Annotated in this window: 21 protein-coding genes and 1 pseudogene; 7 read left to right on the top strand and 15 right to left on the bottom strand. The window is 69.9% G+C overall.

Translation table 11 applies throughout. The features are described 5' to 3' along the window. From ISP_RS29400 to ISP_RS29390, 3 genes are all read right to left on the bottom strand, one after another. Positions 1–405: a DUF1003 domain-containing protein gene (locus tag ISP_RS29400; RefSeq protein WP_013227562.1), complete on the bottom strand. Its 405-nt coding sequence runs from the start codon at positions 403–405 to the stop codon at positions 1–3. Between the two features lie 2,756 nt (positions 406–3,161). Next, positions 3,162–4,019, bottom strand: a complete 858-nt coding sequence (locus ISP_RS29395; protein ID WP_013227561.1) for an SAM-dependent methyltransferase — start codon at positions 4,017–4,019, stop codon at positions 3,162–3,164. 89 nt (positions 4,020–4,108) lie between these two features. Then, complete coding sequence (locus tag ISP_RS29390; protein ID WP_230468426.1) at positions 4,109–5,500, bottom strand: APC family permease; 1,392 nt, start codon at positions 5,498–5,500, stop codon at positions 4,109–4,111. A 288-nt stretch (positions 5,501–5,788) separates the two neighbouring features. Here ISP_RS29390 and ISP_RS29385 point away from each other — a divergent pair, with 288 nt between their 5' ends. The 5 genes from ISP_RS29385 (at position 5,789) to ISP_RS29365 (ending at position 10,891) form a co-directional block, all read left to right on the top strand. After that, positions 5,789–5,980: a hypothetical protein gene (locus ISP_RS29385; RefSeq protein ID WP_013227559.1), complete on the top strand. Its 192-nt coding sequence runs from the start codon at positions 5,789–5,791 to the stop codon at positions 5,978–5,980. Between the two features lie 173 nt (positions 5,981–6,153). Continuing rightward, positions 6,154–7,380: a cation:proton antiporter gene (locus tag ISP_RS29380; RefSeq protein WP_013227558.1), complete on the top strand. Its 1,227-nt coding sequence runs from the start codon at positions 6,154–6,156 to the stop codon at positions 7,378–7,380. A 39-nt stretch (positions 7,381–7,419) separates the two neighbouring features. Continuing rightward, positions 7,420–7,866: a CBS domain-containing protein gene (locus ISP_RS29375; protein ID WP_013227557.1), complete on the top strand. Its 447-nt coding sequence runs from the start codon at positions 7,420–7,422 to the stop codon at positions 7,864–7,866. Between the two features lie 19 nt (positions 7,867–7,885). Then, entirely contained in the window at positions 7,886–9,178 is a 1,293-nt protein-coding gene (locus tag ISP_RS29370; RefSeq protein WP_013227556.1) for an ArsB/NhaD family transporter, read from the top strand. Positions 9,179–10,039: 861 nt separating this feature from the next. Beyond that, positions 10,040–10,891 carry a formate/nitrite transporter family protein gene (locus tag ISP_RS29365; RefSeq protein ID WP_013227555.1) on the top strand — a complete coding sequence of 284 codons (852 nt, stop codon included), beginning with the start codon at positions 10,040–10,042 and terminating at the stop codon, positions 10,889–10,891. Positions 10,892–10,912: 21 nt separating this feature from the next. Here the strand turns inward: ISP_RS29365 and ISP_RS29360 are convergent, their stop codons facing one another. The 11 genes and pseudogenes from ISP_RS29360 to ISP_RS29310 all read right to left on the bottom strand — a co-directional run bounded on the left by ISP_RS29360 (position 10,913) and on the right by ISP_RS29310 (position 20,878). Continuing rightward, a complete protein-coding gene (locus tag ISP_RS29360) occupies positions 10,913–12,097 on the bottom strand; it encodes a hypothetical protein (protein ID WP_013227554.1) in 1,185 nt (394 codons plus the stop codon). After that, positions 12,094–12,258 carry a hypothetical protein gene (locus ISP_RS29355; RefSeq protein WP_013227553.1) on the bottom strand — a complete coding sequence of 55 codons (165 nt, stop codon included), beginning with the start codon at positions 12,256–12,258 and terminating at the stop codon, positions 12,094–12,096. The genes ISP_RS29360 and ISP_RS29355 overlap by 4 nt, the downstream gene beginning before the upstream one ends. 5 nt (positions 12,259–12,263) lie before the next feature. Next, the gene (locus ISP_RS29350; RefSeq protein ID WP_013227552.1) at positions 12,264–12,935 is read right to left on the bottom strand and encodes a phosphate/phosphite/phosphonate ABC transporter substrate-binding protein; all 672 of its coding nucleotides are present in this window, start codon (positions 12,933–12,935) and stop codon (positions 12,264–12,266) included. After that, positions 12,935–14,062 (bottom strand): acyl-CoA dehydrogenase family protein, encoded by a 1,128-nt coding sequence (locus ISP_RS29345; RefSeq protein WP_014467330.1) that lies wholly within the window; start codon positions 14,060–14,062, stop codon positions 12,935–12,937. The genes ISP_RS29350 and ISP_RS29345 overlap by 1 nt, the downstream gene beginning before the upstream one ends. An 81-nt stretch (positions 14,063–14,143) precedes the next feature. Continuing rightward, a pseudogene (locus ISP_RS29340) lies at positions 14,144–14,386 on the bottom strand (phytoene dehydrogenase); the annotation flags it as partial. Positions 14,387–14,415: 29 nt separating this feature from the next. Then, positions 14,416–15,411: an NrfD/PsrC family molybdoenzyme membrane anchor subunit gene (gene nrfD, locus ISP_RS29335; RefSeq protein WP_013227549.1), complete on the bottom strand. Its 996-nt coding sequence runs from the start codon at positions 15,409–15,411 to the stop codon at positions 14,416–14,418. Then, positions 15,408–16,238, bottom strand: coding sequence for a 4Fe-4S dicluster domain-containing protein (locus ISP_RS29330; RefSeq protein WP_230468960.1), 831 nt, complete (start codon positions 16,236–16,238; stop codon positions 15,408–15,410). Before ISP_RS29330 ends, nrfD begins: the two co-directional genes overlap by 4 nt. Positions 16,239–16,293: 55 nt before the next feature. After that, the gene (gene fdh / locus ISP_RS29325; protein WP_013227547.1) at positions 16,294–19,575 is read right to left on the bottom strand and encodes a formate dehydrogenase; all 3,282 of its coding nucleotides are present in this window, start codon (positions 19,573–19,575) and stop codon (positions 16,294–16,296) included. Positions 19,576–19,622: 47 nt separating this feature from the next. Further along, positions 19,623–19,919, bottom strand: coding sequence for a hypothetical protein (locus tag ISP_RS29320; protein ID WP_013227546.1), 297 nt, complete (start codon positions 19,917–19,919; stop codon positions 19,623–19,625). A 4-nt stretch (positions 19,920–19,923) separates the two neighbouring features. Then, positions 19,924–20,403, bottom strand: coding sequence for a DUF4383 domain-containing protein (locus ISP_RS29315; RefSeq protein ID WP_013227545.1), 480 nt, complete (start codon positions 20,401–20,403; stop codon positions 19,924–19,926). 91 nt (positions 20,404–20,494) lie between these two features. Beyond that, a complete protein-coding gene (locus ISP_RS29310; RefSeq protein ID WP_014467327.1) occupies positions 20,495–20,878 on the bottom strand; it encodes a phage holin family protein in 384 nt (127 codons plus the stop codon). A 389-nt stretch (positions 20,879–21,267) separates the two neighbouring features. On the opposite strand from ISP_RS29310, the gene ISP_RS29305 reads away from it, so the two are divergent. Beyond that, entirely contained in the window at positions 21,268–21,708 is a 441-nt protein-coding gene (locus ISP_RS29305) for an SPW repeat domain-containing protein (protein WP_013227543.1), read from the top strand. 153 nt (positions 21,709–21,861) lie between these two features. Here ISP_RS29305 and ISP_RS29300 read toward each other — a convergent pair whose 3' ends face one another. After that, on the bottom strand, positions 21,862–23,637 hold the full coding sequence (locus tag ISP_RS29300) for a glycoside hydrolase family 15 protein (RefSeq protein ID WP_235190539.1): 1,776 nt from the start codon (positions 23,635–23,637) through the stop codon (positions 21,862–21,864). A 335-nt stretch (positions 23,638–23,972) separates the two neighbouring features. Between ISP_RS29300 and ISP_RS29295 the strand changes: the two genes are divergently transcribed. Then, on the top strand, positions 23,973–25,730 hold the full coding sequence (locus ISP_RS29295; RefSeq protein WP_013227541.1) for a chloride channel protein: 1,758 nt from the start codon (positions 23,973–23,975) through the stop codon (positions 25,728–25,730).

Genomic DNA, 25,730 nt, shown 5'->3' with positions numbered 1-25,730 from the left:
TCATCGGCCGGCGTCCTCGACCAGACGCCGGTGCAACTCGGTGGTGAGGACATGGATCTCCCGGGTCAGTTGTGTGTTGGTCTTGAGTTCTTGCTCCTGTTCGGTGAAATCGTGGTCGGCCTTGGCCTGCTGGAACGCGGCCTGACGGTTCTGCCCGACCATGACGAACGTCGAGAGGAAGATCGCTTCGAGGGAAACGATCAGCGTCAGTTTGGGCCACGGATCCGGCTCGATGAAGACCATCCAGACCGTGAACAGCACGGCGTGGATGTAGACGAACGGCATGGAGCCGGCGAACGCGGTGATCGCGTCGGCGATCCGGAGTTGAACATCGGCACGTCGCTGTGCCTGGTGTGCCACGACAACGGGGTGGTGGGGCGAGCTGTTGACGAATTCGGGCTGCACGTCGTCTCCCAGAACCGGAGGTCGGCGCCGGAACGACTGATCCGGGCTCGAGAATCCGTTCCTACACGTGTGCCGCCGCCGAAACAAGGAATCGGCGGCGGCTGAAGCCCCTGCGGTCATGAATCCGGCCGGGACCGTGGTGTCGCGGCACCTCCCAGAACACCCCGGTGGGCGGCACCGGCATCGGCCTGGGGGCCGTGTCCACGGAGGACTTTTCGGCGGTCTTCGCCGCGTTGGACTTGGACGGCTCCGGCGAGCTGGATCGCGCCGAGTTCCACCAGGCACTCGAGGAGTTCTTCTGCGGCAACGACCCGGATGCCCCGCCGCGCACCGGTTCGGCAAGATCGCCGGCCAACCGGCCGGGCACCCGCTCCCCTCCCGGTCTCCGGCCCGAACTCCGGGGCCTCGGGCTGACCTCGTTCGACCACTCCCCGGGCGGCGCAGTAGTAGGCCCGGATCGCCTATCGTGCTCGCCACTCCGGCCTGGCCGAATCAGGGTGAAGCCGCTCAGTGCCGGCCGCCGAGCCTGCTCCCATCGCAGCTGTGGCGTCCTGCCGAATCTGGCCAGTGTGGCGGGATGCTGAAATCACCCGGCTCGGGCATTGCGGCACTCAGCCGGCGCTGCGAGTGTTCGGGTCGGCTCTGGTGGTCGGCACTCGGCAGCGGAGGAATATGGACGACGGCGGGCGCGAACGTCAGGACGGGTGGACGGCGTAACTGCGTCTGTGCTGGGCCCGGGCATGGGTGTGACCTTGGTGGCAGGAGGTCGCCGGGATGATCCCGCGGCGCGTTGGCACGGGACGGTCGCCGGTCAGGTTCTCTATGAGGGAAGTCCCGTCGTCATCAGCGAAACTAACAGCCGGTTCCGGGGAAACCCCGGTTCGATCGGAATGCCACTCGTGCAGGTCGCGGTGCGATCCGGGAGTTCAGTCGGATGGCGGCATATTGTTCTTGATTGAGTGCGCGAACTCCTCGCGGAATCGCCTTGGTTCACGATGTCGAGTGACCGGTGACGCGGGCACAGTGATGCACAGTGAGCAGGGTGCGGTGCACCGGACCACAGCCGAATCGCCGACGCGGCAATTCGCGTGCCTCGGCCGAATGTTCACCGTGACCGGCCGAGGAGTGCCGCAGATCGACTCGGTCGAGCGTCCGCCGGAAGCGTGGCGTACACCACAAGGTGAAACATTCCCCGGCGCGTTCCGCCGAGGACAGTGGTGGGTACCCGCGTGCTCGTCGACCGACGAGCGGAGGATGTGGCATGGCGAACCGGGCCTTCAGTTGCGCGCGGGTAGCGCTGCCGGTACGGCTTCAACTGGACGACGACGACGCGATGTCGGCGTTCGTGAAGTCGATGCCGTCCATGGCGACCGCCTCGGACGCCGATGTCGCCCGGCTGGTAGGCACCATCCGCAACCTCAACGCGCAGCGCGTCACCCCTGATGTCGCCGTGGCAGAGGAGCACCGGCGTCGCAGTCCACGCGTATTCCCCGCGAATGCCGCCATGCCGGCCTCCGACACGCCAGGACGCCGTCGGCGCCGACTCCGTCGGGAAAGAGGATGGACGTCACCGGGCGCCTAGGCGTTCCCTGGCCACGGCCGGCGCGGTCGACCCGGGACCTGCAAGAGGATTTGCCGCCGGGTATGAGCCGCGCACGATCCGAGACTCGAACGCGGTCGCGCACTTGCACCTGCTGGATCGAAGATGTACGCGACGGTCCGCTGACCAACCCGGTCCAGCTCGACCGTCGGCGCCAGGAGCGCCGCCCGCACGTCCGCCACGATCCACTCGAGCGATTCGGTCCGGAGGGCAAGCTCCGCAACGGCACCAGGGCCGAGTTGGGAGCGACTTGGTGGGAGAGGTGACGTGCCTAGTCGGCGCCGAAGTCGGGCGGCAATTTCGTGACCGCGGGCGCCATCCCGAACAGGACGAGCGCGGACAGCCGGTTCTTGCCGAGGTTCGTGCGCGACACTTGCTCCGATCGGCGATTTGACCACGCGGAGGCCGCGTTCGCGCTTGAGCTCGGCTGCGCCGCGACGCATCGCGGACCCCGACGGTAGACAGCGACGGGCGCGGTCCGAGCGCGGCCGGCACGAACGGGTGCGAGATCCATGCGCGCCGATACCAGGGCGCGGTCGTACTGCGTCCTGATCAAGTCTGCGCTCCGGAGGGGAAGGCCAAGAGAGTTCCGGCGTTTCTCGACCGGAAACCGGCTCGGCGGTTCCAGACCTCCGATGCCGACGGTGACGGCTTCGTCGAGCGGTCAGACTTCGTCGCGGCGGACCATCGGCTGGCCGAAGAGTTCGGTCACGGCCCGGACGCTCCCGCCCGGAAGCGACGCCCGGGACGTGTTCCGCCGGCTCGACGGGGGACAGCGACGGCTTCACAACCACGGACGACGTGCTGGAGGCGATCCGCGAGTTCTACTTCGACGACGCGCCGGGCTTCGCGGGCAGTTGGCTGCTGGGCCCCCATATGCGACGTAGCGGCTGCCGACCTCCAGCACGAAGAACACGTAGATCCGCTTGAGGGTGACCGCGCAGTCGACGTGGAAGAAGTCGCAGGCCAGCATCGTCGAGGCCTGTGTACGCAGGAACTGCCGCCAGGTCGTGTCGGTGTGCCGGGCCGGCGCCGGAGGTATGCGTCTAACACGCTTGTCGCCGCAGGTCAGCTGCGCGGACCGGCTTGTGGAACCCCACAGGTCCTCGTCGCCGTTGCGGGTTTCAACCGGCGCGACATCGGTACTTGAACCAGGTCAGCGGCGCTCGGCGTAGACGGACCGTTCGACTTCGGACACCGGTAGCGCGCGGCCGCTGGGGCGAAGGTAGCGGTCGGTGAACTCGGCCGGGCCGCACTGCTCGACCTCGCGCCAGCCGTACCCGGCGAGGAACGCTGCGACCTCGCCGGGGTGCAGCCCGAAATGCCACAGCCGGCGTTTGACGACGAACTCGTCGTGTGCGGCCTGGGCACCGTAGGACGTTGTGCCGTCGAGGAAGTCCTGCCGGATGTAGGTGAACGTGAGGCCGCTGCCGGGTGGTGCGGCGGACAGGACGTCGAGTGTCCGCCGCACCGCGGTCTCGGTCAGGTACTGGGTCACGGCTTCCCAGATGAAAAACGTCCGCTGCGCACTCCGGTAGCCGTGCTCGGCGAGCTCTTCGGCGAGATCCTGGGTTTCGAAGTCGACCGGCACCAGGGTGACCGACTCGGGAAGTCGCCCGAACGCCTTCCGCAGCGCGGCCTCCTTGCGGGCGATGTTCGCCGGCAAGTCCACCTCATAGACCGGGATGCCGTGGAGTGCCGACAGGCGGTAGGCGCGAGTGTCGAAGCCCGCGCCCAGGATGACCACCGCGCCGACACCCCTCTCGACTGCGGCGAGGAGCTTGTCGTCGATGAACCGTTTGCGGCACAGCATGCTCGCCCACAGGCCGGGCATCTTCTTCTCGGTCGCCGAGTAGAGGGCTTTCCGCAGTGGCCGCCACGCGATCACCAGCCGCCCGGTGCGCGGCAGGATCTCGCGGGCGATGTCGTCGATGATCAGCGGCGAGTGTTCGTGCTGGTCGGCGGCGACGATGACCATCGGCCCGAGTGCGGTCCGATCGGCTCCCTGCGGCATGGCGTGCTCCTGACATCGACGGGTTCAACGACGCCGACCAGGCTTCCCGGCACACCGCTGGTGAGCGTACCCGTACTCCGCCCGGCACGTCATTCCTCGTGCTCGGCCTCGGCGGCGATGTTGCGGATGCCGCGCGGACGTCCGGACCGGACCCACAGCCAGTACAGCCCGGCGGCGATGAGCAGCGAGGCGGCGATGGAGATGATCGGGTCGCCGCGGGTCAGGTTCACCACGAGGGTGAACCCGACCGCCAGTGCACCGACGAGGTTGACCACGAGGAACCCGATCCGCCGCTCCCGCAGGGAGAACTTGGCCATCGCGGTCAGGCCGGCGAGGAAACTGACGAACACCGAGGCCGCGTAGAACAGGACGAGCTCCTGGTCCCGCCCGCCGGCCGCGGCCGTCACCGCGCCGGCGGCCACCAGGAACACCACGACACCCCAGTACGGCGTGTGGTGGTTGTTGGTGCGGCCCAGCCCGGCCGGGAGGATGCCCGTGGTGGTGCCGTCCGCGTGGCGGTGCCGCGCGAGCGCCTTGAACAGGCCCGGTCCGGCCTGGAACGACGAACTCGCCGCGGACAGCAGCAACAGCGCGGTGGTCAGCTGGAACGCGGCGAACACCGGCGTCGAAGTGGCCGCGCGGGCGAGCTCGGCGACCTGGGTGGTGTCCTCGTGCGGGACGCCGATGCCGAGCCGGACCGCCTGCGCGGTCAAGGCGAGGGTGATGGTGCCCACCACACCCAGCGTCAGCCACAGCGTGACCCGGCCGAACCGGCGTCGCCCGGGATCGTCGAGCTGGCCGAGCTGCGCGATCGCCGAGGACGGGGCTTCGATGCCGGTGGCCAGTGCCATCGCGACCGGGAACGCCAGCGCCACCGCCACCAGCGGCGAATGCCCCGGATCGGCACTGGTGGTCCCGGCGGGCCGCGGGTCGACGAACAGCCCGGACACCAGCACGGCGACGGCGAGGGCGATGAACGCCACGGTCATCACGGCGAACACCGTCCGGCCGAGGTGCCCGAACCACGTTCCGCCGGCCACCACCGCGACCAGCAGGACCGCGATCAGGACCCGCCACGGCGCGAGTGCGGGGACGAACGCGATCACCGCGGAGGCACCGGCCGCGGAGCTGATGGCGATGGTGAGCACGAAGTCGACGATGAGCGCCCCGATCGGGATGAACGCGGCGCCTTCGCCGAACGCCTCGCCGGTCGCCGCGGCCGCGCCGCCGCCCTGCGGGTAGCGGGCGACCAGCTGGTGGTAGTTCACGATGACCAGCACCACGATCCCGACGACCAGCGCCATCGTCGGCAGCAGCAGCGCCAGATCGCCGTGCAGCGCCCGCAGCGCCGCCTCGATCGCGTACGCCACGGACGAGACCGGGTCGGCCATCACGGCGAAGGCGAACGCGAACAGCAGCACGCCACGGCGGTGCATCAGCCCCGGCCGCGGGTGTGGTGGAACTGTGGTGATGCGGGGCACGGGGCGGGTCCTTCGTCGTGGGGGAGTCAAGGCTTTCGCTGACTTTCTAACGCATTCCTTGCGGGTCGGCGATCGCCACGTTGGCAGGTAACGCGCCCGCCTGGCCAGTATCGGGTCTTTGCGACATTCTTGCGGGGGCAGCATGGCCGGATGTGCCCAAGTGAGGTACTTCCGGTCGCGCAGCGATGCCGCCTGATGCGTCGCAACCTGGTACCGGTGCGCTGCCGGAACTGTGGTTCACGTCCGGAGGCAGCAGTGGAAAAGGACCTACGAGCAACTCGCAAGACGATGAAGATCAACCTGTTCTTCTGCGGTGTGGCCGGGCCGCCGTTGATCCTCCTGGCAAATCAGCTGACTGGCGAGTTCCAGTGGGTTCCGACAGTCATCGACGCCGTCGTCACGGTCGGCTTGATCGTCTTCCTGGTGATGACCAGGAGCGCGAGATTCGATCACCAGCCGGGCGAACGACGTCAGGACTGAAGCTCCGGGCGGGCGGTGGCCGGGTGAGTATCACCACAGGGTGATGAGCCGCCGTCGGTTTGCTCTCGGCCGGTCCATGCGGCATCTTTACGCGCAGGAGTGCCGGGAAGTCTGGTCGGCCTGTCCGTGCCCACCCCGGGCGGCGGGCGGTATCGCCGACCGTAGGGAGTTCGATGGCGCTCATCTTGGCGTTCGGCGTCGTGCTGTTGATCAGCGTGTCGCTGTCCGGCGTCGCCGCCCGCACGATCCTGTCGACGGCGTTGCTGTTCCTGCTGGCCGGAGCCCTGATCGGGCAGGGCGGGTTCGGGCTGGTCGAGATCCATCCCCGCGATCCGCTGGTCACCGCGCTGGCGGACATCGCGCTCTTCACCGTCCTGTTCACCGACGGCCAGCGAGCGAGCCTGCCGGCACTGCGGGAAGGCTGGCGGCTCTCCGGCCGGGCGCTCGGGCTGGGGATGCCGCTGACCATGATCGGCGTGGCCGTGCCGGCGCACTTCCTCGTCGGGCTGGACTGGCCGACCGCGTTGCTGGTCGGGGCGATCCTGTCGCCGACGGACCCGGTGTTCGCGGCGGCGATCGTCGGGCGTGACGACGTGCCGTTGCGGCTGCGGCGGCTGCTCAACGTCGAGTCCGGCCTCAACGACGGCCTGGCGCTGCCGTTCGTGCTGATCTTCCTGGCCACCGCCGCGCACACCGAGTCCGATCTGGGCACGGTCGCGCTCGAACTCGTGCTCGGGCTGGTGCTGGGTATTGCGGTGCCGGCGCTGGTGTGCCTGGCGTGGCGGCTCAAGGTGCTCACCGCCGAACCGCGGCTGCAAGCGCTCGGACCGTTGGCGATCGCCGTGATGCTCTACGCGGGGTGTCATCTCACGCACGCGAACCCGTACCTGGCCGCGTTCGCCGCCGGCTCGACGCTGGCGACGATGGACAAGGTCGCGGCCGAGCACTTCGAACCGCTGGGTGACTTGCTGTCGGAGATCACGAAGTTCGCCGCGCTGCTGGTGTTCGGCGCCCTGATCACCCCCGACCGGCTGTCGCACCTGAGCGTCGGCGCGTGGGTCGTCGCCGTGCTGGCGATCGTGCTGGTCCGGCCGGCCGCCGTGCTGCTGTCGCTGCTGCGCACCCCGATGTCGGGGCGGGAACGCTCGACCGCGGCGTGGTTCGGGCCGAAAGGGTTCGCGTCGGTGGTTTACGGACTGCTCGCGTTGCAATCCGGAATTCCGGACAGCGAGCTGGTGTTCGACCTCGTCGCCGTGACGATCGCGTTGTCGATCGTGCTGCACTCCTCGACCGACGTCCCCATCGCCAAGGCGCTTCGAGTCGAGCCCCCGGACAACCTGCCCACCGGCCACGCCACCCGCGCCGAGGACCGTCAAGAAACCGACAGGAGAAGCCCATGAACCCCGGCGCCCCCGCTCGGGACGTCGTACGCTGGGACGATGCACGCCGCCGAGATGGCCGAGGAATACCCGGTCGTGGAGCTGGACTCCGACGCGCTGGACGCCGCCCGGCTGCTGGCCGAGCGGCGGCTGCCCGGCCTGGTCGTGACCGACAAGACGGGCTGCCCGCAGTCGGTGCTGCCGGCCTCGCAGGTGGTGCAGTTCCTCATCCCGAACTACGTGCGCGACGACCCTTCGCTGGCCGGGGTGCTGAACGAGTCGATGGCCGATCGGGTCGCGGACAAGCTGGCCGGCAAGACTGTGCGCTCGCTGCTGCCGGAGAAGGCCACCGAGCTGCCCCGGGTGAGCTCCGACGACACGATCGTCGAGGTCGCGGCGATGATGGCCCGGCTGCGGTGTCCGCTGGTCGCGGTCATGGAGGGCAAGACGCTGCTCGGCGTGGTTTCGGCGTCCCGGCTGCTCGAGCTGGCGCTGGCGCCGCACTGACCCCGGCGTGGGCGGTGGCATGAGCACCGTCATCGCCGTCACCGTGTTCGTGGTCGCCTACCTCTTCATCGCGACCGAGAAGATCCCGAAGATGGCCGCCGCGCTCGGCGGCGCCGGGGTCGTGCTCGCGCTGGGCGTGAGCGGCTCGGAAGACGCGTTCTTCTCCGAAGACACCGGCGTCGACTGGAACGTCATCTTCCTGCTGCTCGGCATGATGATCATCGTCGGCATCCTGCGCCGGACCGGCGTCTTCGAGTACGTCGCGATCTGGGCGGCGAAACGGGCCAAGGGCTCGCCGCTGCGGGTGATGATCCTGCTGTGCCTGATCACCGCGGTCGCTTCGGCGTTCCTGGACAACGTCACGACCGTCCTGCTGATCGCCCCGGTGACGCTGCTGGTCTGCGACCGGCTGGACATCAAACCGGTCCCGTTCCTCATCGCCGAGGTGCTCGCCTCCAACATCGGCGGCACGGCAACGTTGATCGGTGACCCGCCGAACATCATCATCGGCAGCCGCGCGGGCCTGGCGTTCAACGACTTCCTGGTCAACCTGGCCCCGCTCGTGGCGATCGAACTGGTCGTGTTCACCCTGGTCCTGCCGCGGTTGTTCCGCGGCTCGTTCACGGTCGACCCGGCGAGGGTGGCCGACGTGATGGCGCTCAACGAACGCGAAGCGATCCAGAAACCTGAACTGCTAATCAAATGCGGCGTCGTGCTGCTCGCGGTGTTCGCCGGTTTCGTGCTGCACTCGGTGATCCACATCGAGCCGTCGATCGTGGCTCTGCTCGGCGCCGGCGTCCTCGTGCTGATCTCCGGAGCCGAGCCGAAGCAGTACCTCGCCGGCGTCGAATGGGAAACCCTGCTGTTCTTCGCCGGGTTGTTCATCATGATCGGCGCGCTGGTCAAGACCGGGGTCATCGGGACGCTCGCCCGCCTCGCCGCCGACGCCACCGGCGGCAACGCCCTGCTCGCGGTGACGCTCATCCTGGGCGTGTCGGCGGTGCTGTCGGGCGTCATCGACAACATCCCGTATGTGGCGACGATGAGTCCGCTGGTGCTCGCCCTCACTGAGGACATCCCCGATCCGGCGCATTCCGAGGCGCTGTGGTGGTCGCTGGCGATCGGCGCCGACTTCGGCGGCAACATGACGGCGGTCGGCGCCAGTGCCAACGTCGTCATGCTGGGTATCGCCGCCCGCTCCGGTTCGCCGATCTCGTTTTGGGAATTCACCAAGAAGGGCGCGGTCGTCACCGTGATCACCGTGCTGGTCGCGGCACCGTACCTGTGGCTGCGCTACTTCGTTTTCGCCTGAACACGGTAAACGGGCAGAGTACGGGGTCCGATGGACGAGGAGTCGCGGTCATGACCCCTCGACAGCGAAGAAATCTTGCTGGCGGCCGTGGTGGTCACGACATCTTTCGTGGCCATCGTTTTGGCGTGAGCCCAGCGATATGCTGGCGGGAATCTCGCTCGCCGGAGGTCAGCTCATGAACCACCTCGTCACCGCTTCAACCCTCATCGGGGTGTTCCTGGCCGTCGTGCTGGCGCTGCGTTTGGCCAGACGGCGACAGAAACCGTAACGCCGTCAGCACGAGCAGGACGGTGGGCAAGAAGGTGCGCCTCCGGGATGCCGGTCACCGGTTGCGCGGACGGCGCGCCCCGGATTCCGCCGGCAGGCTCGTCCCTCGGGAAGGCGCCCCGTCACGGGTGGGCCGCCGGAGAGGATGGCCCGCCGGTTCCCCCGGCTGCTTGCGGCAGCCGTTCGACGAGCCATCCTCTTTCCCCCGGGTCGGCCGGACGACCGTCACCCCTCAGCTGGCGTCCGTCCGGCGTGGTTCGTGGTGGCGGCGTGGGCGAGTCCGTCGGTCTCGGCGGCGTCGCGACCGCTTGGCCGACCGCGTCGGCGGCGCGCTGCGTCGTCGCGACAGATCCAGCAAGGCCGCGCACAGGCTCACATGACGCTTGAGGTCGGCGAGCGTTCCGTTCGAGCCAAAGAGGACACGCTGTTGTGTCGTCTTTGGCTCGTATGGGCGTCCTCACGCGGCCAAGTCGCGACGGTGCGAATTCGGTCACGAGACCGTGATCACCGCGTCACTGTCATGTCCTTGGCAACAGTTCGACTGGGCAAGCGATCGTGCGATCGCCGTAGCCGATACCGCCAGGAGGAGTCACCGTGCCCGTCCCGATTGCCGAAGCCCTCAGTGTCCAGGCGGACGCCGCCCGAAGCAAGATCGGCGAGCTGCGCCGGCCAGGCCGGTACCTGGTGAGCTCGGCGCTGGCGGGTGCCTACATCGGAGTCGCCGTCGTACTGCTGCTCGCGGTGACAGGACCGCTCAACGCGGCACAGTCGCCGTGGACGAAACTCGTGCAGGGGCTGGTGTTCGGGATCGCCTTGACGCTGGTGGTGTTCGCGGGCGGTGAGCTGTCGACCGGGAACATGATGACGATGGTGCAGGGCATGTTCGCGGGCCGTCGCGGAGTGGGCGCCGGGTTCGCGGTGATCGCGGGATCGTTCGCAGGCAACCTGGCCGGCTCGGTCGTGTTCGCCTGGCTGGTCCACGAAAGCGGAATCCTGCAGGCCGGAGCCACTCCCGGGCACGCCGCACCCGCGGCCGCGCTGCTGGCGGCGACGGTGAAGGCCAAGGCCGCGGAGCCGGCGGTGATGCTGTTCTTCCGTGGCGTGTTGTGCAACTTCCTGGTATGCCTCGCGGTCTGGATGGCCGCGCGGACGAAGTCGGACGGCGCGAAGCTGACGCTGATCTTCTGGTGCCTGCTGGCGTTCATCGGCTCCGGGTTCGAGCACGTGGTGGCCAACATGACGGTGTTCTCCCTCGGCATGTTCGAGGACGTGCCGGGTGCGACTTTCGGGGCTTTCGCGGTGAACTTGGTGCTGGTCGGTCTGGGCAACCTTGTCGGTGGTGGCGTGCTCGTCGGCGCGGGTTACGGCTTCCTCGGTCGCGGCGGCTCCGCTCCGGCGGCCGAACCCCGCCCGGTCGGTGAGGCCCTCGAACCCGTCTCCGCGTAGAGGTCGCTGTTGTCCACCGGGTCACATGAAATTGCGGGTGTGCAGCCGGGACAGTTCGGTGGCTTCGTCGTCGGGGAATCCGATGTGGACCAGCCGGCGGCGCCGTCCTTCGTCCATTTCGGCCTGCAGCGCTTGGACCTGGTCCCAGCCGCGCCCGATCGCTTCCCCGGACCACGAGCCGGCGGCCAGGACGACGAGTGCGTCGAAGACGTCTTGGTTGAGCCCGGCCGTGTCGATCAAAGCGTCGTGCCGGCGCTCGATCGCCGCGCGCAGCCGGGTCCGCAGGTGCGGGTCGATGGTGCCGAGGTGGTGCAGGTGGGCGACGCCGAAGGCGACGTGGCGGGCTTCGTCGCGCCGGGCGAGCCCGGTCACCCGGCGGGTGACCGGGTCCGGTGCGGTGCGCTCCAGGAACTCCAGGAGGTTGAGGAACGTGCCTTCGCCGAGAACCGACAGCATGAACGACGCCATGGAGAAGTCGGGTTCGTCGAGCAGGGTGGCCAGTGACTCGCGGCCGCCGGCGGACGAGGTGCCGAGCCGGCCGCCGCGGAGCAGGGCGCGGCGGGTGAAGACGTCCATGTGCCGGGCTTCGTCGGCGGTCTGCACGGCCAGCAGCTGCATGACCTCGCGGAAGTGGGGGTGGATGCGGCCGAGCAGCCGGGCGGGGATGACCAGGGCGGCCTGCTCGTTCTCGATCAGGTAGGTCATCACCTGGACCACGGCCTGCTCGATCTCGGCGGGCAGGGCGAACTCCGCGGTCCAGTCGACGGCTTGGTCGGGGTCCCACTGCGCCGACGCGGCGTGCCGGTACAGCGCCGGCGCGACGTCGGCCCAGACCGCGTCGCGGTGGCCGAAGTCGAACCGCGGTTCCGGGCCACCGGCCTCCACGAGCGCACCGCGCGCCGCCAGGCCCCACCGCGCGGGTGGTGCTTCCACCACGCCGGACGGAGCCGGGTCGCCGGCCCGCTCGGCGCCCGCCCACCGATCCAGGTCGGCGCGGCCGCGGACGACCGACAGGCCGGCTTCGTCGGCCTCCACGTGGTGGCCGTGTTCGCGGCACCACGCTCGCAGGTGCACGGGTAGCGCCGGGTCGGCGCCGGTGACGGCCAGGCGGTCACCGGGGGAGAGGTCCGCGAGGGCGCGCTGCAGCAGCAGGTGCGCGCCGCGGTCGAAGGACAGCCGGTCCAGATCGAGCCCGGCCGCCGTCACGGCCGGTACTCCGCCGCGGTGATCGTCCCGTCGACGTCGTAGAAGCCGACCTGGTCGACCGCGGCTTCCAGCTGCGCGTAGCCGGTGGTCCGGCCGGGCTCCCAGCGCGTGAGGCCTTCGAGGTCCAGCAGCGGCCGCACCCGGGGGTCCGCGTGGGACATCGACGTCAGCAGCTCGCCGAGCCGGCGGGTGAGCGGGGTGTCGGTGACCGCGAGGACGCAGTGGTCGTACGGGGTGGTGCGGCCAGGATCCGGGTGCCGCCGGCGGGCAGGGTGCCTTCGCGGGTGAAGAGCAGGTGGTTGCCGTCGGTCATCGCCGCGGCGTCGACGTCGCCGGTGGCCAGGGCCCGCGCGGCGTCGCGTTCGCCGCCGATGTGGTCGCCGTGCAGGCCGACGCCGACGTCGAACCGGCGGACCGTGACGTTCTTCCCGCCGACGAGACCGGCTTGCCGCAGCAGCGCGCCGGGGATCAGGGTCGCCTGCGGGGAGTCCACCGCGCCGAGCGCCACGGTGCCGCCGGCGAGGTCGGCGAGGGTCCGGTGGGGAGCGTCGGCCCGGGTGACGATCACCGAGGTCAGGTCGCGGTCGGTGTCGCGCATGACCAGCGGGTGGATGGTCTGTCCCTCGGCCTTGGCCAGGCGGCAGGTGCGCACCCAAGCCAGCGGGGAATGCCAGGCAGCGTGGATTCGGCCGGCCACGAGGTCCTCGGTCTGGCGTTCGTAGTTCGAGTAGAGCACGTAGTCGAAGGCCAGGCCCTGGTCGCGCAGCCAGTCGCGGAACCCGCTCCAGATGGTGACGACCTTGGGGTCGTAGGCAACCGCTCCCAGCAGCAAGGTCATCACGCCTCCGCCGCGAACAGGGGCAGGTCGAGGGCCGCCCGGCCGACGAAGTCCTGCAGTGCCTCGGTCGTCGGCGCCATCACGCGCGCAGCCAGGGCGTCGCGGAACCGGCGTTCGATGCCGAGGTCCTTGCGGAACGCCGAGCCGCCGCACAGCCGCATGACCCCGTCGGCGACCTCGGCGGCCGCTTCGGCCGCGACCAGCTTGACCTGCAGGACACGCAGCATCGCGTCCGGGCGTTCGGTGGCCAGTGCGGTGAGGGTGTCGCCGAGGAAGGCGCGGACCTCGTCGGTGCGGGTCCGCAGCGACGCGAACTGCGCGCGCCGGGCGGGCTGGTCGGCGAGGCTTTCGCCGAGGTGCTCCAGCCGGGTGCCCGTCAGGTGGTCGGCGGCCGCCGCGACGAGGGCTTCCATGACGCCGAGCGAGAAGGCCGCGTTGAGCACGAGGAAGCGCGGTAGGGCGGTGGTGAGCGCGATGTCGAGCCCGGCGCCGTCGGGGCCCAGGCGGGCGTCGGCGGGGATTTCGGCCGAGGTGGCGGTGATCGGGGTGGAGGCGTTGCCGCGCAGGCCGAGGCCGTCGAACCGACCGTGCACCTCCAGGCCGGGCGTGTCGGCGGGCACCAGCCACAGGGTCATCGCTCCGCTGTCGCCCAGCGGTTTGCTGGACCACACGTAGCTGTCGGCTTCGCCGGCCGAGGTCACCCAGCTCTTGCGGGCGTCCAGCAGCACCTTGTCGTCTTCGGCCTTGGCGGTGCTCAGCGGGGCCCAGAAGTGGCTGCGCGAACCCGACTCGGAGAAGGCGAGCGTGGTCAGGTGCCGCCCGCTCGCAATGGCGCGCTTGGCCTCCGGCGATCCGTGCGCGTCCACGACCGCCGAAGCCGCGTAGTGCATGAGCACGACCATGGCGGTCGAGCCGCACGCCCGGGCCAGCCGCTCGATCACCACCGCGGCCGCGTCCAGTCCTGCTCCGGCACCGCCGTCCTCGGGCGAGCTGAGCAGGCCGAGCAGGCCGGCGGAGCCCAGCGCGGAAATCGAGGCCCTCGGGAACGTCCCGGTCCGATCGACCTCCTCCGCGTCCGGCGCGACCCTGCCGGCCACCACTTCGTCCACCGCCACGGAGTAATCCATCGGCACGCCGCAACCACCCTTTTCGTCGGCACAGTCGTGCGGGCGCTTACCCACACTGCGCGGCGGTCAAACGTCGGCCGCTCAGCGGTAGAGCAGGCGGTGGGCCTGGGCGATGACGTCCCGGTAGAGACCGCCGGCGACGCCGTTGCGGGCTAGCGCGGCGCGGGCGGCGTTGGCGCCCGGTCCACCGTGGACGGCGTCGCCCGGGTGGGCGGACGCACCGGCCAGGTACAGGCGATCGACCGGTGTGTCGGCCCGGCCGAGACTGGGCACGGGCCGGAAGATCAGCTGCTGGTGGGCCGCCGCGCTGCCGGCGTTGATCGCCACCACGACGGCGTCGGCGCTGTCTTCGGTCACCCGGAAGAATTACCTTCGGCAGCCGTGGTTACACGCTGCCGTTGCGGCACGACCGTGTACTTCGGGTCTTCGGCGGAGTCCAACCCGGCGTGGAAGATGCCCCAGCGGGTTGCGGCGGAGGCGGCGATCAGTGCGGCCCCGGACAGCCGTCGCACCCATCCCCGGCCGAGCGCGGCCCCGGCCACCCCGGCCGCGGACAGGATCTCGGCCGCGCGCAGGTACTTGCCGCCCTTGCCGGAATGGTAAGGCTCAGCGACCATGCCGAGCCGGTGCTCCATGCGTTTCAGCGCACCGATCTCGAGGGCCGAGCCGAACAGTGCGAGGTTGCGGGCCGGGGCGCATTCGCGCTCGGGCGCGGCCAGCAGCCCGAGGCCCCCGGCTGCGCTCGCGCCGGAGCCGACGAACAGGTAGGGCATCTCGCGGTAGCCGTCGTGCCAGGCGGGCACGGCGGTGTCGCTGACCAGCGCGGCGGTGTAGGCCGCCACTGCGGGGCCGAAGGCGGCGGCGCCCACCGTCGCGGCCGCGCCGACGCGGGGCAGCTTGCCGGTGACGGCGGAGGCCGCCGCGGCCCCGGCGAGCGGGCCGTAGGCGGACAGCAGCCACGAGCCGACGCTCATCGGCGACGTCACCTTGAACACGCGCAGCATGTTCAGGAACCGCTCGGGCCGGCCGAGGTCGTGGACCAGCGCGACGAGCGAGAGGCTGATCGCCCCGAACGCGCCGGTCTTCGCCGCGAGCGCCAGTGTCCCCCGCCCGGTCGCTTGAGCACCGGCGCCGAGCAGAGAGGACGCGCCCGCCAGGCCGCCGAGGAAGAGGTAGCCGGGGATGTCGGGGGAGTGCCAGACGGGGCCGTTGATGATCGGTTTGCCGTAGTAGGAGGTGAACTCGGCGTCGGGCACCATCGGCTGTTCGCCGCGCTTGCGCCGGCGCTTGCGGCCGGTGGCCACACCGGTGAGGGCTTCGCGTCCCGGGCGGACCTCCTGATCGCTCATTTCCGCCCTCCCAGTGCCGTCGCGGCGAACGCGGCCAGCGCGCCGCCGACCAGGGTGACCGCGGCCGTGCCGACGTGCCGCCACATCGCGGGCAGGTCGCGGGTGGTGACCTTCGGGTCCGGCGGCAGGCCGTACACCTCGGGTTCGTCCAGCAGCAGGAAGAACGCGCCGTCGCCGCCGACGCCGTCGTCCGGGCTCTCGCCGTAGAGACGGGCGTCGGCGACACCGGCGTCCTGCAGCTGCTCGACGCGGTTCTGCGCGCGTTCGCGGAGTTCGTCGAGCGGACCGAACTGGATGGAGTCGGTGGGACAAGCCTTGGCGCACGCGGGTTCCTGGCCCTGGCCGAGCCGGTCGTAGCAGAGCGTGCACTTCCACGCGCGGCCGTCGCCATCGCGCTGGTCGATGACGCCGTAGGGGCACGCGGGAATGCAGTAACCGCAGCCGTTGCAGATGTCCTCCTGCACGACGACCGTGCCGAACTCGGTGCGGAACAGCGAGCCGGTCGGGCAGACGTCGAGGCAGGCGGCTTCGGTGCAGTGCTTGCACACGTCCGAGGACATCAGCCAGCGGAAGTCGGTGGACGGCTCGTCGGCGGCCATCGCGAGGACGTCGGTGTCGTGGTGCAGCCCGGAGTCCTGCCGGGAGATCGGCTTGCGCTGCTCGATGAACGCGACGTGGCGCCAGGTGTCGGCGCCGAGCCCGACGGTGTTGTCGTAGGACATGCCGGTCAGGGCGATGCCGTCTTCGGGTACGGCGTTCCACTCCTTGCAGGCGACTTCGCAGGCCTTGCAGCCGATGCACACGCTGGTGTCGGTGAAGAACCCCATGCGCGGCGGGTGGTCGCGGTAGCCGGTGGCCGACGCGGGATCGAGTCCGGTCACCTCACACCTCCGTTCCGGTTTCCGGGGTGATCCCCGCTCGGTGCTGGTATTGTCGGACCAGCTCGGCGCGCCCGGGCCCGCGGGGACGGCGCCCGGGCCGGATGTCGCAGGCCGCGGCCTTGGTCTCCTGGATGTGACTGTTCGGGTCGAGGCTGAGCGAAATGAGCTCGTTGACCGTGTCGCCGGTGGTCAGGCCGTTCTGACCCCAGTGGTAGGGCAGGCCCACCTGGTGCAGTGTCCGGCCTTGGATCTTCAACGGCGTCAGCCGCTCGGTGACCAGCACCCGGGCCTCGATGACGCCGCGCGCGGTGGCGATCGTGGCCCAGCCCAGGTGTTCGAGCCCGCGCTCGCGCGCCAGCTCGGGCGAGATCTCGCAGAACAGCTCGGGCTGCAGTTCGGCGAGGTAGGGCTGCCAGCGGCTCATCCCGCCCGCGGTGTGGTGCTCGGTGAGCCGGTAGGTGGTCACCACGAACGGGAACACCTCCGAGCCGGGGTCGGTGCCGCTGGGCTGGAACCGGTTGTGCTTGTGCCGGATAACCTGCCGGACCGGGTTGCGCTGCTGCGGGTACAGCAGGTTCGGGAACGGCGAGTCCTGCGGCTCGTAGTGCGTGGGCAACGGCCCGTCGGTCAGCCCGGCCGGCGCGTAGAGCCAGGCCTTGCCGTCGGCCTGCATGATGAACGCGTCGGTGCCGGTGAGCGCGTCCGGGCCGGTGGCGCCCTCGTCCGGCTCGAAGTCCGGGGCCTTCGTGACCTTGAAGTCGGGGACGTCGTGGCCGGTCCACTTGCCTTCCTCGGCGTCCCACCACACCAGGGCCTTGCGGTCGCTCCACGGTTTGCCGTCGGGGTCGGCGGAGGCGCGGTTGTAGAGGATGCGGCGGTTGGCGGGCCAGGCCCAGCCCCACTCGGGGGCGACCCAGTTCTGCTGGGTGGTCGGTTTGCGCCGGGACGCCTGGTTGACGCCGTCCTTGTAGACACCGCAGTAGATCCAGCAGCCGCAGGCGGTGGAGCCGTCGTCCTTGAGCTGTTCGTAGCTTTCCAGCGGTTCGGCGTCGGAGTTCCAGCCGTTGATCTCGGCCAGCACCGCCTCGGCCTCGGGCTCCGCCGTCTCACCCTTGGTGGGGTAGTCCCAGGTGAGTTCCAGCACCGGCCGGTCGCGCTCGCGCTGTTCGTCCGAAGTGGACGCTTCCATCGTGGCCGCCAGGAGCTTCTCGCGGATCTTGCGGCCCAGGTGGAAGGTGAACCACAGGTCGCTGCGCGCGTCCCCGGCCGGCTCGACCGCCTGGTGGTGCCACTGCAGCATCCGCTGGGTGTTGGTGAAGCTGCCGTCCTTCTCGGTGTGGGCGGCGGCGGGCAGGAAGAACACCTCGGTGGCGATGTCCTCGGTGCGCAGCTCGCCGCTTTCGATTTCCGGCCCGTCCTTCCACCACATGGCGCTCTCGATGAGGGAGAAGTCCCGCACGACGAGCCAGTCCAGGTTGGCCATGCCCAGCCGCTGCATCTTGGCGTTGGCCGAGCCGACCGCCGGGTTCTCGCCGAGCAGGAAGTAGCCCTTACAGGTGCCCTTCAGCTGTTCCATGACCGTTTCGTAGGTGCTGTGGCTGCCGGTGAGCCGGGGCAGGTGGTCGAAGCAGAAGTCGTTGTCCGGCCGGGCCGCCGGACCCCAGTAGGCCTTGAGCAGGCTCACCAGGTACGACTTCATGTTGCCCCAGTAGCCCTTCTCGGTCCCTTCTGCCTCCACGAACGTGTCAAGGTCCTCGTTCGTGTGGGCGTGCGGCATCGGGATGTAACCGGGCAGCAGGTTGAACAACGTCGGGATGTCGGTCGACCCCTGGATCGACGCGTGCCCGCGCAAGGCCAGGATCCCGCCGCCGGGACGGCCGATGTTGCCCAGCAGCGTCTGCAGGATCGCTGCCGTGCGGATGTACTGGACGCCCACCGTGTGCTGGGTCCAGCCGACCGCGTAGGCGAACGCGCTGGTCCGGTCCCGCCCGGAGTTCTCCGCCAGCAGCTCGCACACCTGCCTGAAGGTGGCCTGCGGGACGCCGCAGATCTGCTCCACCATCTCCGGGGTGTAGCGGGCGAAGTGCCGCTTGAGGATCTGGAACACGCACCGCGGGTGCTGCAGCGTGACGTCGACCTCCGGCTCGGCGCCCACCTCGGCGCCGCCGGAACCGTGGGCTTCGCCGCGGCCCGCCTCGCTCACCGAACTGCCCTCGCCGGTGCGCTCGTCCCACTCCTGGTCCCGCTCGCCGGAGGCCGCCTGCATGTCGCTGCCGGCGTATTGCCAGGTCTGCGTGTCGTAGCTGCGCTGTTCGCGGTTCAGGCCGGAGAAGACGCCGTCGAGGTCCTCGGTGTCGGCGAACTCCTCGGCGATGATCGTGGCCGCGTTCGAGTACGCCAGCAGGTACTCACGGAAGTACTTCTCCTCCTGCAACACGTAATGGACGATGCCGCCGAGGAACGCGATGTCCGTGCCCGCGCGCAGCGGAACGTGGATGTCCGCCAGCGCGCTGGTGCGGGTGAACCGCGGGTCGACGTGGATCACTTTCGCGCCGCGCGCCTTGGCTTCCATCACCCACTGGAACCCGACCGGGTGGCACTCGGCCATGTTCGAGCCCTCGATGAGGATGCAGTCGGCGTTCGCCAGGTCCTGCTGGAACGTCGTGGCCCCGCCACGACCGAAGGAAGTCCCCAAACTGGGAACGGTGGCGGAGTGTCAAATCCGGGCCTGGTTCTCGATCTGGATCGCGCCCAGCGCCGTGAAGAGCTTCTTGATCAGGTAGTTCTCTTCGTTGTCCAGGGTCGCGCCACCGAGGCTGGCGATGCCCATGGTGCGGCGGGTGCGCTTGCCGTCGACCTCCCATTGCCAGCCCTCGGCGCGGGCGGCGATGGTGCGGTCCGCGATCATGTCCATCGCGGTCTCGAGGTCGAGGGTCTCCCACTCGGTGCCGTACGGCTTGCGGTAGAGCACTTGGTGTTCGCGGGCCGAGCCGGTGGTCAGCTGCAGGCTCGCCGAGCCCTTGGGGCAGAGCCGGCCGCGGCTGACCGGCGAGTCGGGGTCACCCTCGATCTGGGTGACCTTCTCGTTCTCGACGTAGACGTTCTGGCCACACCCGACCGCACAGTACGGGCAGACTGATTTGACCACTTTGTCCGCGTTCGTGGTGCGCGGGGTGAGTTCGAGGCTGATGCGGCTCTTGGCCGCCGCTCCGCGACCTGTCGGGTCGTTCTCGGTCAGCTGCCGGTAGACCGGCCACTCCGAGACCCAGCGCTTCAGGCCCATCGCTCACCTCCATCGCTCTGCGCGCGTTTACCCGGGGTTTTCCCCGATCAAACCTGGCTTCCCGCGGCCCGCATTTGCGCGTCCGCGCGGACACGCTCGGCGATCCAGCGGCGCACCGTCTCGCGGCCGGTCGGGTTCGCGTGCTCCGGATTGGACAGGTCCTGTCCGGACGGTGGCAGCCCGCGGATCCGGCGTTCCTCCGGGCTCGGCGCGTCCCCGCCGTCCGCGGGCAGCCCGGTGCCGATGAGATGGGCCAGACCCGGTGGGATGCCGAGCCGGCGGCCGATCTCGGTGTAGTCCAAGCCGAGCGCGACGAGGTCCTGCACTTGCTGCCGGGTCGCCATCCCGTCATGCCTTTCGCACATCGCGCGGCGGGAAGTCGCCGCGTCGCCGGTCGAGCGCGGTACAGCCGATGCCCAGCGCGATCATGCCGACGCCGAGCCCGAGGTGCAGCCAGTTGTCGGCGTCGTTCACGGGGACGAAGTTCGGGGCGCCGGCACTGTCCGTTCCCAGGCCGTAGACGCACAGGATGAGATAGACCAGGCCACCGATCATCAGGTAGGCCCGAGAACCGCCGGGGTAGCGGGCCGCGATCACGCCGACCACCCCGAACAGCAGGTGGACGAGATTGTGCAGGACCGACACGGTGAACACGTCGAACAGTTGAGCCATCGAATGGTGGCCGGCGAACTGCAACTGGTCGTAGTGGGTCGTGATCCCGGGGATGAACCCGAGCACGCCGACGATCAGGAAGATCGCTCCCACCACTGCCGTGGTGCGCTGCACGAGGAACGTCGCGGGCTTGGTGGTGCGTGGGGTTTCGGTCATCGCTGCTCCTGGATCCGGTGGCGACGGAGGGCCCCGTCGGTGTCGTCCCGCGTGAGGTGCGGCGCGCGCAGGGCTTCTACGCTGGAACACTTCACGGGACGGGGTCACCGCCAGTGCCATCGAGCGTTTCCTTGGTTTCGCGAATCGTCTCGCGGGGAAGCGCGGACGCTTCGCGCACCTTGCCGATACCTCGCCGCGCCAACACTGCTCCGGCAACCGAGACACCGGCGCCGACGAGCGCCGCGGACGCCCACGGCGGGAGGCGGCGAGCCAGCAACAGCACGGCCGCTGCGGTGATCGAGGCGCCGCCGTAGAGACCTGCCACACCCGCGGCGCCGATCATGCCGCCGCCCAGCCCGGCCGACTTCGCGCTCTCGCGCAGTTCTTTCTTCGCGTGGGAGATCTCCCGTCGGACCAGCTCGGCGATCTGGTCCGCGATACCTCCGACGGGGTCCGTTTGGTCCGGTTCGCCCATGATCATCTCCTTTCGATCCGGTGTCGTGCCTCCGCGTACCCGCACCCGCCGGCGTCATGCATTCGTTCGTCCAGATGCCGATCGCACGATTCGGTCGAGTACGAGCCCGCGCAGGTCGGCTTCACCGTTTGCCACGCCGGTGGACGAGGGCACCCGCGGCTGTCGCGGTGGCGGCTCCTGCTGCGGCGAGAAGCCCGTGGTGCTGGCTGAACCACAGCTGAGCGCTGTGCGTCGGGCGACAGCGCGCCATCGCTCGGATATCCCGACCACGTGGCTCAACCATTCGTCGGAACAACTGTTACCTCGGCGAAATCTCTGGCCATCGGTGCTCCGTTTCCTGCCCCGCGGAGGGGGTATGCGAGGTCGTCGAGTGAGTGAGGTGAGGTCCGATGGCCAAGATCGGAACCGCGACGAAGCAGGGTGCCCGCGATCAGAAGATGCGGGAAGGCCGCCTCCCGATCGCCGCGGAGTTCCTCGTGGGAGCCTGGCTGGTGGTCGCGGCTTTCGTGTTCAGCTACTCGGTGACCTTGGCCGGTTCCGCGGGGTTCTGGAACGTGCTGCTGTGCGGTGCGGTCGTGGCGGTCGTGGCAGCGGTACGGCTGGTCGCTCCCCGGGCGGCCGCGTGGCTGGGCTTGATCAATGTCGTCGTCGGATTCTGGTTGATCGCTTCGCCGTTCGCGCTCGGCTACCCGGCCGAAGGACACCGTGACGCAGCGAAAACGAATGCTCTCGTGGCCGGAATCCTGGTCGCGATCTTCTCGGTCACGGCGGTCACCGTGGCCGCCCGCCGCAAGGCGGCGGCGCGCCACCGGCCGGGTGCACCGTCTTGACCGCGAGCTGGTTGCCGGGGAGAGCGCTGTTGGGGCAGCCCGTTCCCGGCACGGGAACGAAGTTCGGCTCGGTCCCCTGCAGCAGGTGGATCCGCAAGAAGCACCCGAGGAACCGGTCCCGCCGCGAGCGGTGAGCAAGAGAACGCCGGTCGGTCAGGCACTGCTTGCCTCGCCGTGCGCCGGGCCCGCGAGCCGCTGGGCGGTCTCGAGGAGCAGCCCGTGGACGAAGGCCTGGGGCAGGTTGCCGCGGAGCTGCCGCTGGCGCACGTCGTACTCTTCGGCGAGCAGGCCGGGTGGACCGCAGGCAGCACGGTTGCGCTCGAACCAGCGGAACGCCGCCACTTGGTGGCCTTGCTGCCATTCGGCGAGTGCCATGACGAATCCGCAGAGCAGGAAGGCTCCTTCGGCGTCACCGAGCGGCCGGTGGTCGGGGGAGAAGCGGTAGACATAGCCGTCCTGGGTGAGTTCCGTGCGCACGGCCTCGAGCGTCGCCAGTGTGCGGGGATCGTCGGCCGGCAGTGCGCCGCGCACCGGCGGGAGCAGCAGCGCGGTGTCGACGTGGTCGTGTGCCGGGCTGCGCCGCCAGGCGCCGCGGGAATCGACGCAGCGGCCGGCTGTCTCGGTCAGCAGGTGGTCGGCGAGCGTGACCAGTTCGGCGGCCCGGCCGGCCGGGAAGTGGCGGGCGACGCTGCGCAGACCCGCGACGCAGGCAAGTCGCGAGTGGGTCCACCAGGCGCGCTCGAGTTCCCAGACACCGGCGTCCGGCTCGTCCCACTTGCGGGCGATCAGATCGGCCACGACGTCGATGGCCTGCCGGGCGTCGGAGGTCAGGCGGTCGTGCCCCGCGGCCGTCGCGTAGAGCTGGAGGATCTCGCCCAGTGCGTCGAGCTGGAACTGGCCGCGGACGTGGTTGCCCAGCACGGCCGCGCCGCCCGGATAGCCGGGCAGGTCCAATGTGCGCTCCTTCGGCGGTGGCCGTCCGTCCGTCCGGTAGGCGGGCAGGAGCCGGTCGCCGTCCTGCAGCACGCGCGCGGTCACGAACGCGAGCGCGTCGTCGAGCAGCGGATGCGGTTCGTCGACCGACGCCGCGAGGCCGGCGTAGCACTGGTCCCGCAGCCACACGTAGCGGTAGTCGTAGTTGCGGCCGGCTTCCGCGCGTTCGGGGAGGCCCAGTGTTGCCGCGGCGACCATGCCACCGCCGTCGGAGGTCAGGCCACGCAGCACCGCGTAGGAGTGCTGCGCGTCTCGAGGTGCCACGCTGCCGGTGAAGGGCGGGACGGCGGTGCTCCAGCTGTGTGCGGTTTCGGTCCACAGCCGGTCGGGGTCCGGGGGTGACGGCAACGGCTGGTCACTGATCTCGAGGACCAGGTCATGCCGGCGGCCCGCGGTGACGGGCAGGTCGAGGACGAGCCGTCCGGTTTCGTCGAGGCGAGCGTCGGAGGCTCCCTGCCATCGGACGCGAAGCTCACCCGTTCGGGCCGTCCACGTTCCGTCGTCGTCGCGATGGACCTCCCGCAGCGAGCGGGTGCCGAAGCGGCCGCGTACGTCGAGTTCGACCCGCATCGCGACATCCTGCTCGCCGGCCTCGATCCTGCGCAGCACGACTACCCGGCGAGGATCGGCGGGGTAGGCCAACGCGTCGCGGCACTCGACGATCGTGCCGGTGGTCACCCAGCGGCTGCGCCAGATCAGCGTGCCGGGTTCGTACGCGCCGCCCCAGACACAGGGGACCGCCGGACGGACCGAATAGACACCGCGGCCGCCGATCAGTGCGGACAGCACAGCATCGTCCGCCCAGGTCGGTGCGCACAGCCAGGCGATGTCGCCGAGCGGTCCGCACAAGGCGCCGCGCTCGCCGTCGGCCAGAAGAGCGTATTCGCGCAGGACGTGCGGGGGGAACTGCCGCCATTCCTGGTCTTCGTCGTTCACGGTGGCCGGGTACCCCGCGACGAACCGGATCACCGCGCATTTTGCGCTTATCGGCAATCGTAAGGTGATCGTGAGGTGCACCTGCTCCACGATGGACAACGACTGAGCAGTCACCGTTTGCCGAAATGCGTATTCTCGCGTCACGTTCGCCGTCACGGAGCTCGTGACCGCGCGGACGGCCGACGACCTCGTCGTGAACCCCGGCCGGGACGGCGAACTGTCGGTCGGTTCGGTGCTGTACTACGTCGGCAACGGGCGAAATCGCAGGTAGCAGGCCCCGGCGAGTGATCACGTGCTGAGCGTTGCATAATGCAATAGTGTCTTCAGGTAACAGCGTGGCGGTCAGGCGGGTCCCGGTCCCGGTTCGGCAGCCGATCGGCCGGTGGTTGCGGGAGAGCCGGTCCGGTCTGGTCGGGTTGGCCGTGCTCATCGGTGCGGGCGCCGGGCTCGGGGCGATCGTCTTCCGCTGGCTGATCACGACGTTCACGCACCTGTTCTCCGGGCAGGCGGATTACGCCGATGCCGGGCGAGCGGCGCACCCCTGGTTCCCGGAGCTGGGGCCGTGGTTCCTGCTGCTCGCGCCGGTGGTGGCCGGGCTGGTCTACGGGCCGTTGGTGTACAAGTTCGCTCCGGAGGCTCGCGGCCACGGCGTGCCCGAGGTGATGTACGCAGTCGCTGAGCGCGGTGGCCGGATTCCGGTGCAGGTGAGCGCGGTGAAAGCGCTGGCCTCGGCGCTGACGATCGGCTCCGGCGGATCGGTCGGGCGGGAGGGCCCGATCGTGCAGATCGGGTCCGCGCTGGGCTCGACGCTGGGCCGGATCGCCCGGCTACCGGAGTCGCGGCTTCGGGTGCTGGTCGCCTGTGGTGCGGCGGGCGGGATCGCGGCGACGTTCAACGCTCCACTGGCCGGCCCGTTCTTCGCGATGGAGCTGATCCTGCGCGACTTCGCCGCGGAGTCGTTCGGCGCGGTCGTCCTGGCCAGCGTGACCGCGAGCGTGGTGGGCCGGGCGGCGTTCGGCAACACCGCTTTCCTCGAGCTGCCGCCGTTCACCCTGCGCAACCCGCTCGAGTACTTGCTGTTCGTCGTGCTCGGAGTCGTCGTGGGCGCGTGCGGGGTGCTGTTCACCCGGGTGCTGTACTGGATCGAGGACTTCTGCGACTGGGTGTGGCGCGGTCCCGAATGGCTGCGCCCGGCCGTCGGCGGGGTGTTCCTCGGCGGGCTGCTGCTGGTGCTGCCGCAGATGTACGGGGTCGGCTATCCGGTGCTGCAGAACGCCGTCGAAGGCAAGTACGTCATCGGGTTCCTGGTGCTGTTGCTGGTCGGCAAGATCGTCGCGACGAGCTTGACGATCGGGATCGGCGGTTCGGGTGGGGTGTTCGCGCCGTCGCTGTTCATCGGCGCGATGGGCGGGACGGCGTTCGGGATCGTGGTGCACGCGTGGCTGCCGTCGCTGACCGCGTCGCCCGGGGTGTACGGGCTGATCGGGATGGGTGCGGCGTTCGCGGGGGCGGCGCGGGCGCCGATCACGGCGGTGATCGTGCTGTTCGAGCTGACCGGCCAGTACACGATCATCCTGCCGATGCTCACGGCGATCGTGATCGCCACGGCCACGAGCCGGGCGTTGTCGAGGGACACGATCTACACGCTCAAGCTGCGCCGCCGTGGCGTCGACCTCGACCGGCACCCGCAGGAACGCCGGCTGGCCGCGACCACGGTCGAAGCGGTCACCGAGCCGCTACCGGAACCCCTTGCCGGGGAGACGGCGCTGGACCGCGCGGCGCACGCGCTGGCGGTGTCCGGGCACGGCATCCTGCCGGTCGTCGACGGCGAAGGCCGCTACCAGGGCTGCGTGACAGCTCGGGCGGTCGCCGAGGCACTGGGCAGCGACCACGACGGCACGGTGGGGGAACTGGCGGAGCTGCCGTCCCTGATCACCTGCGAGACGTCGCTCGCCGACGCACTGACGGCCCTGGCGAACGCACCGGGCACGGGCCTGCCCGTGCTCGACGACGACCACCGGCTGGCCGGGTGGCTCACACACCAGTCGGTGCTCTCCGCGCTTGCCTCAGTCGGGAGGAGCGGACCGGCGTGA

The organism is Amycolatopsis mediterranei (genome assembly GCF_026017845.1).
Classification (GTDB): domain Bacteria; phylum Actinomycetota; class Actinomycetes; order Mycobacteriales; family Pseudonocardiaceae; genus Amycolatopsis; species Amycolatopsis mediterranei.
Note: the sequence above shows the minus strand (reverse complement) of the source record. Positions and strands in the feature narration are given on the sequence as shown.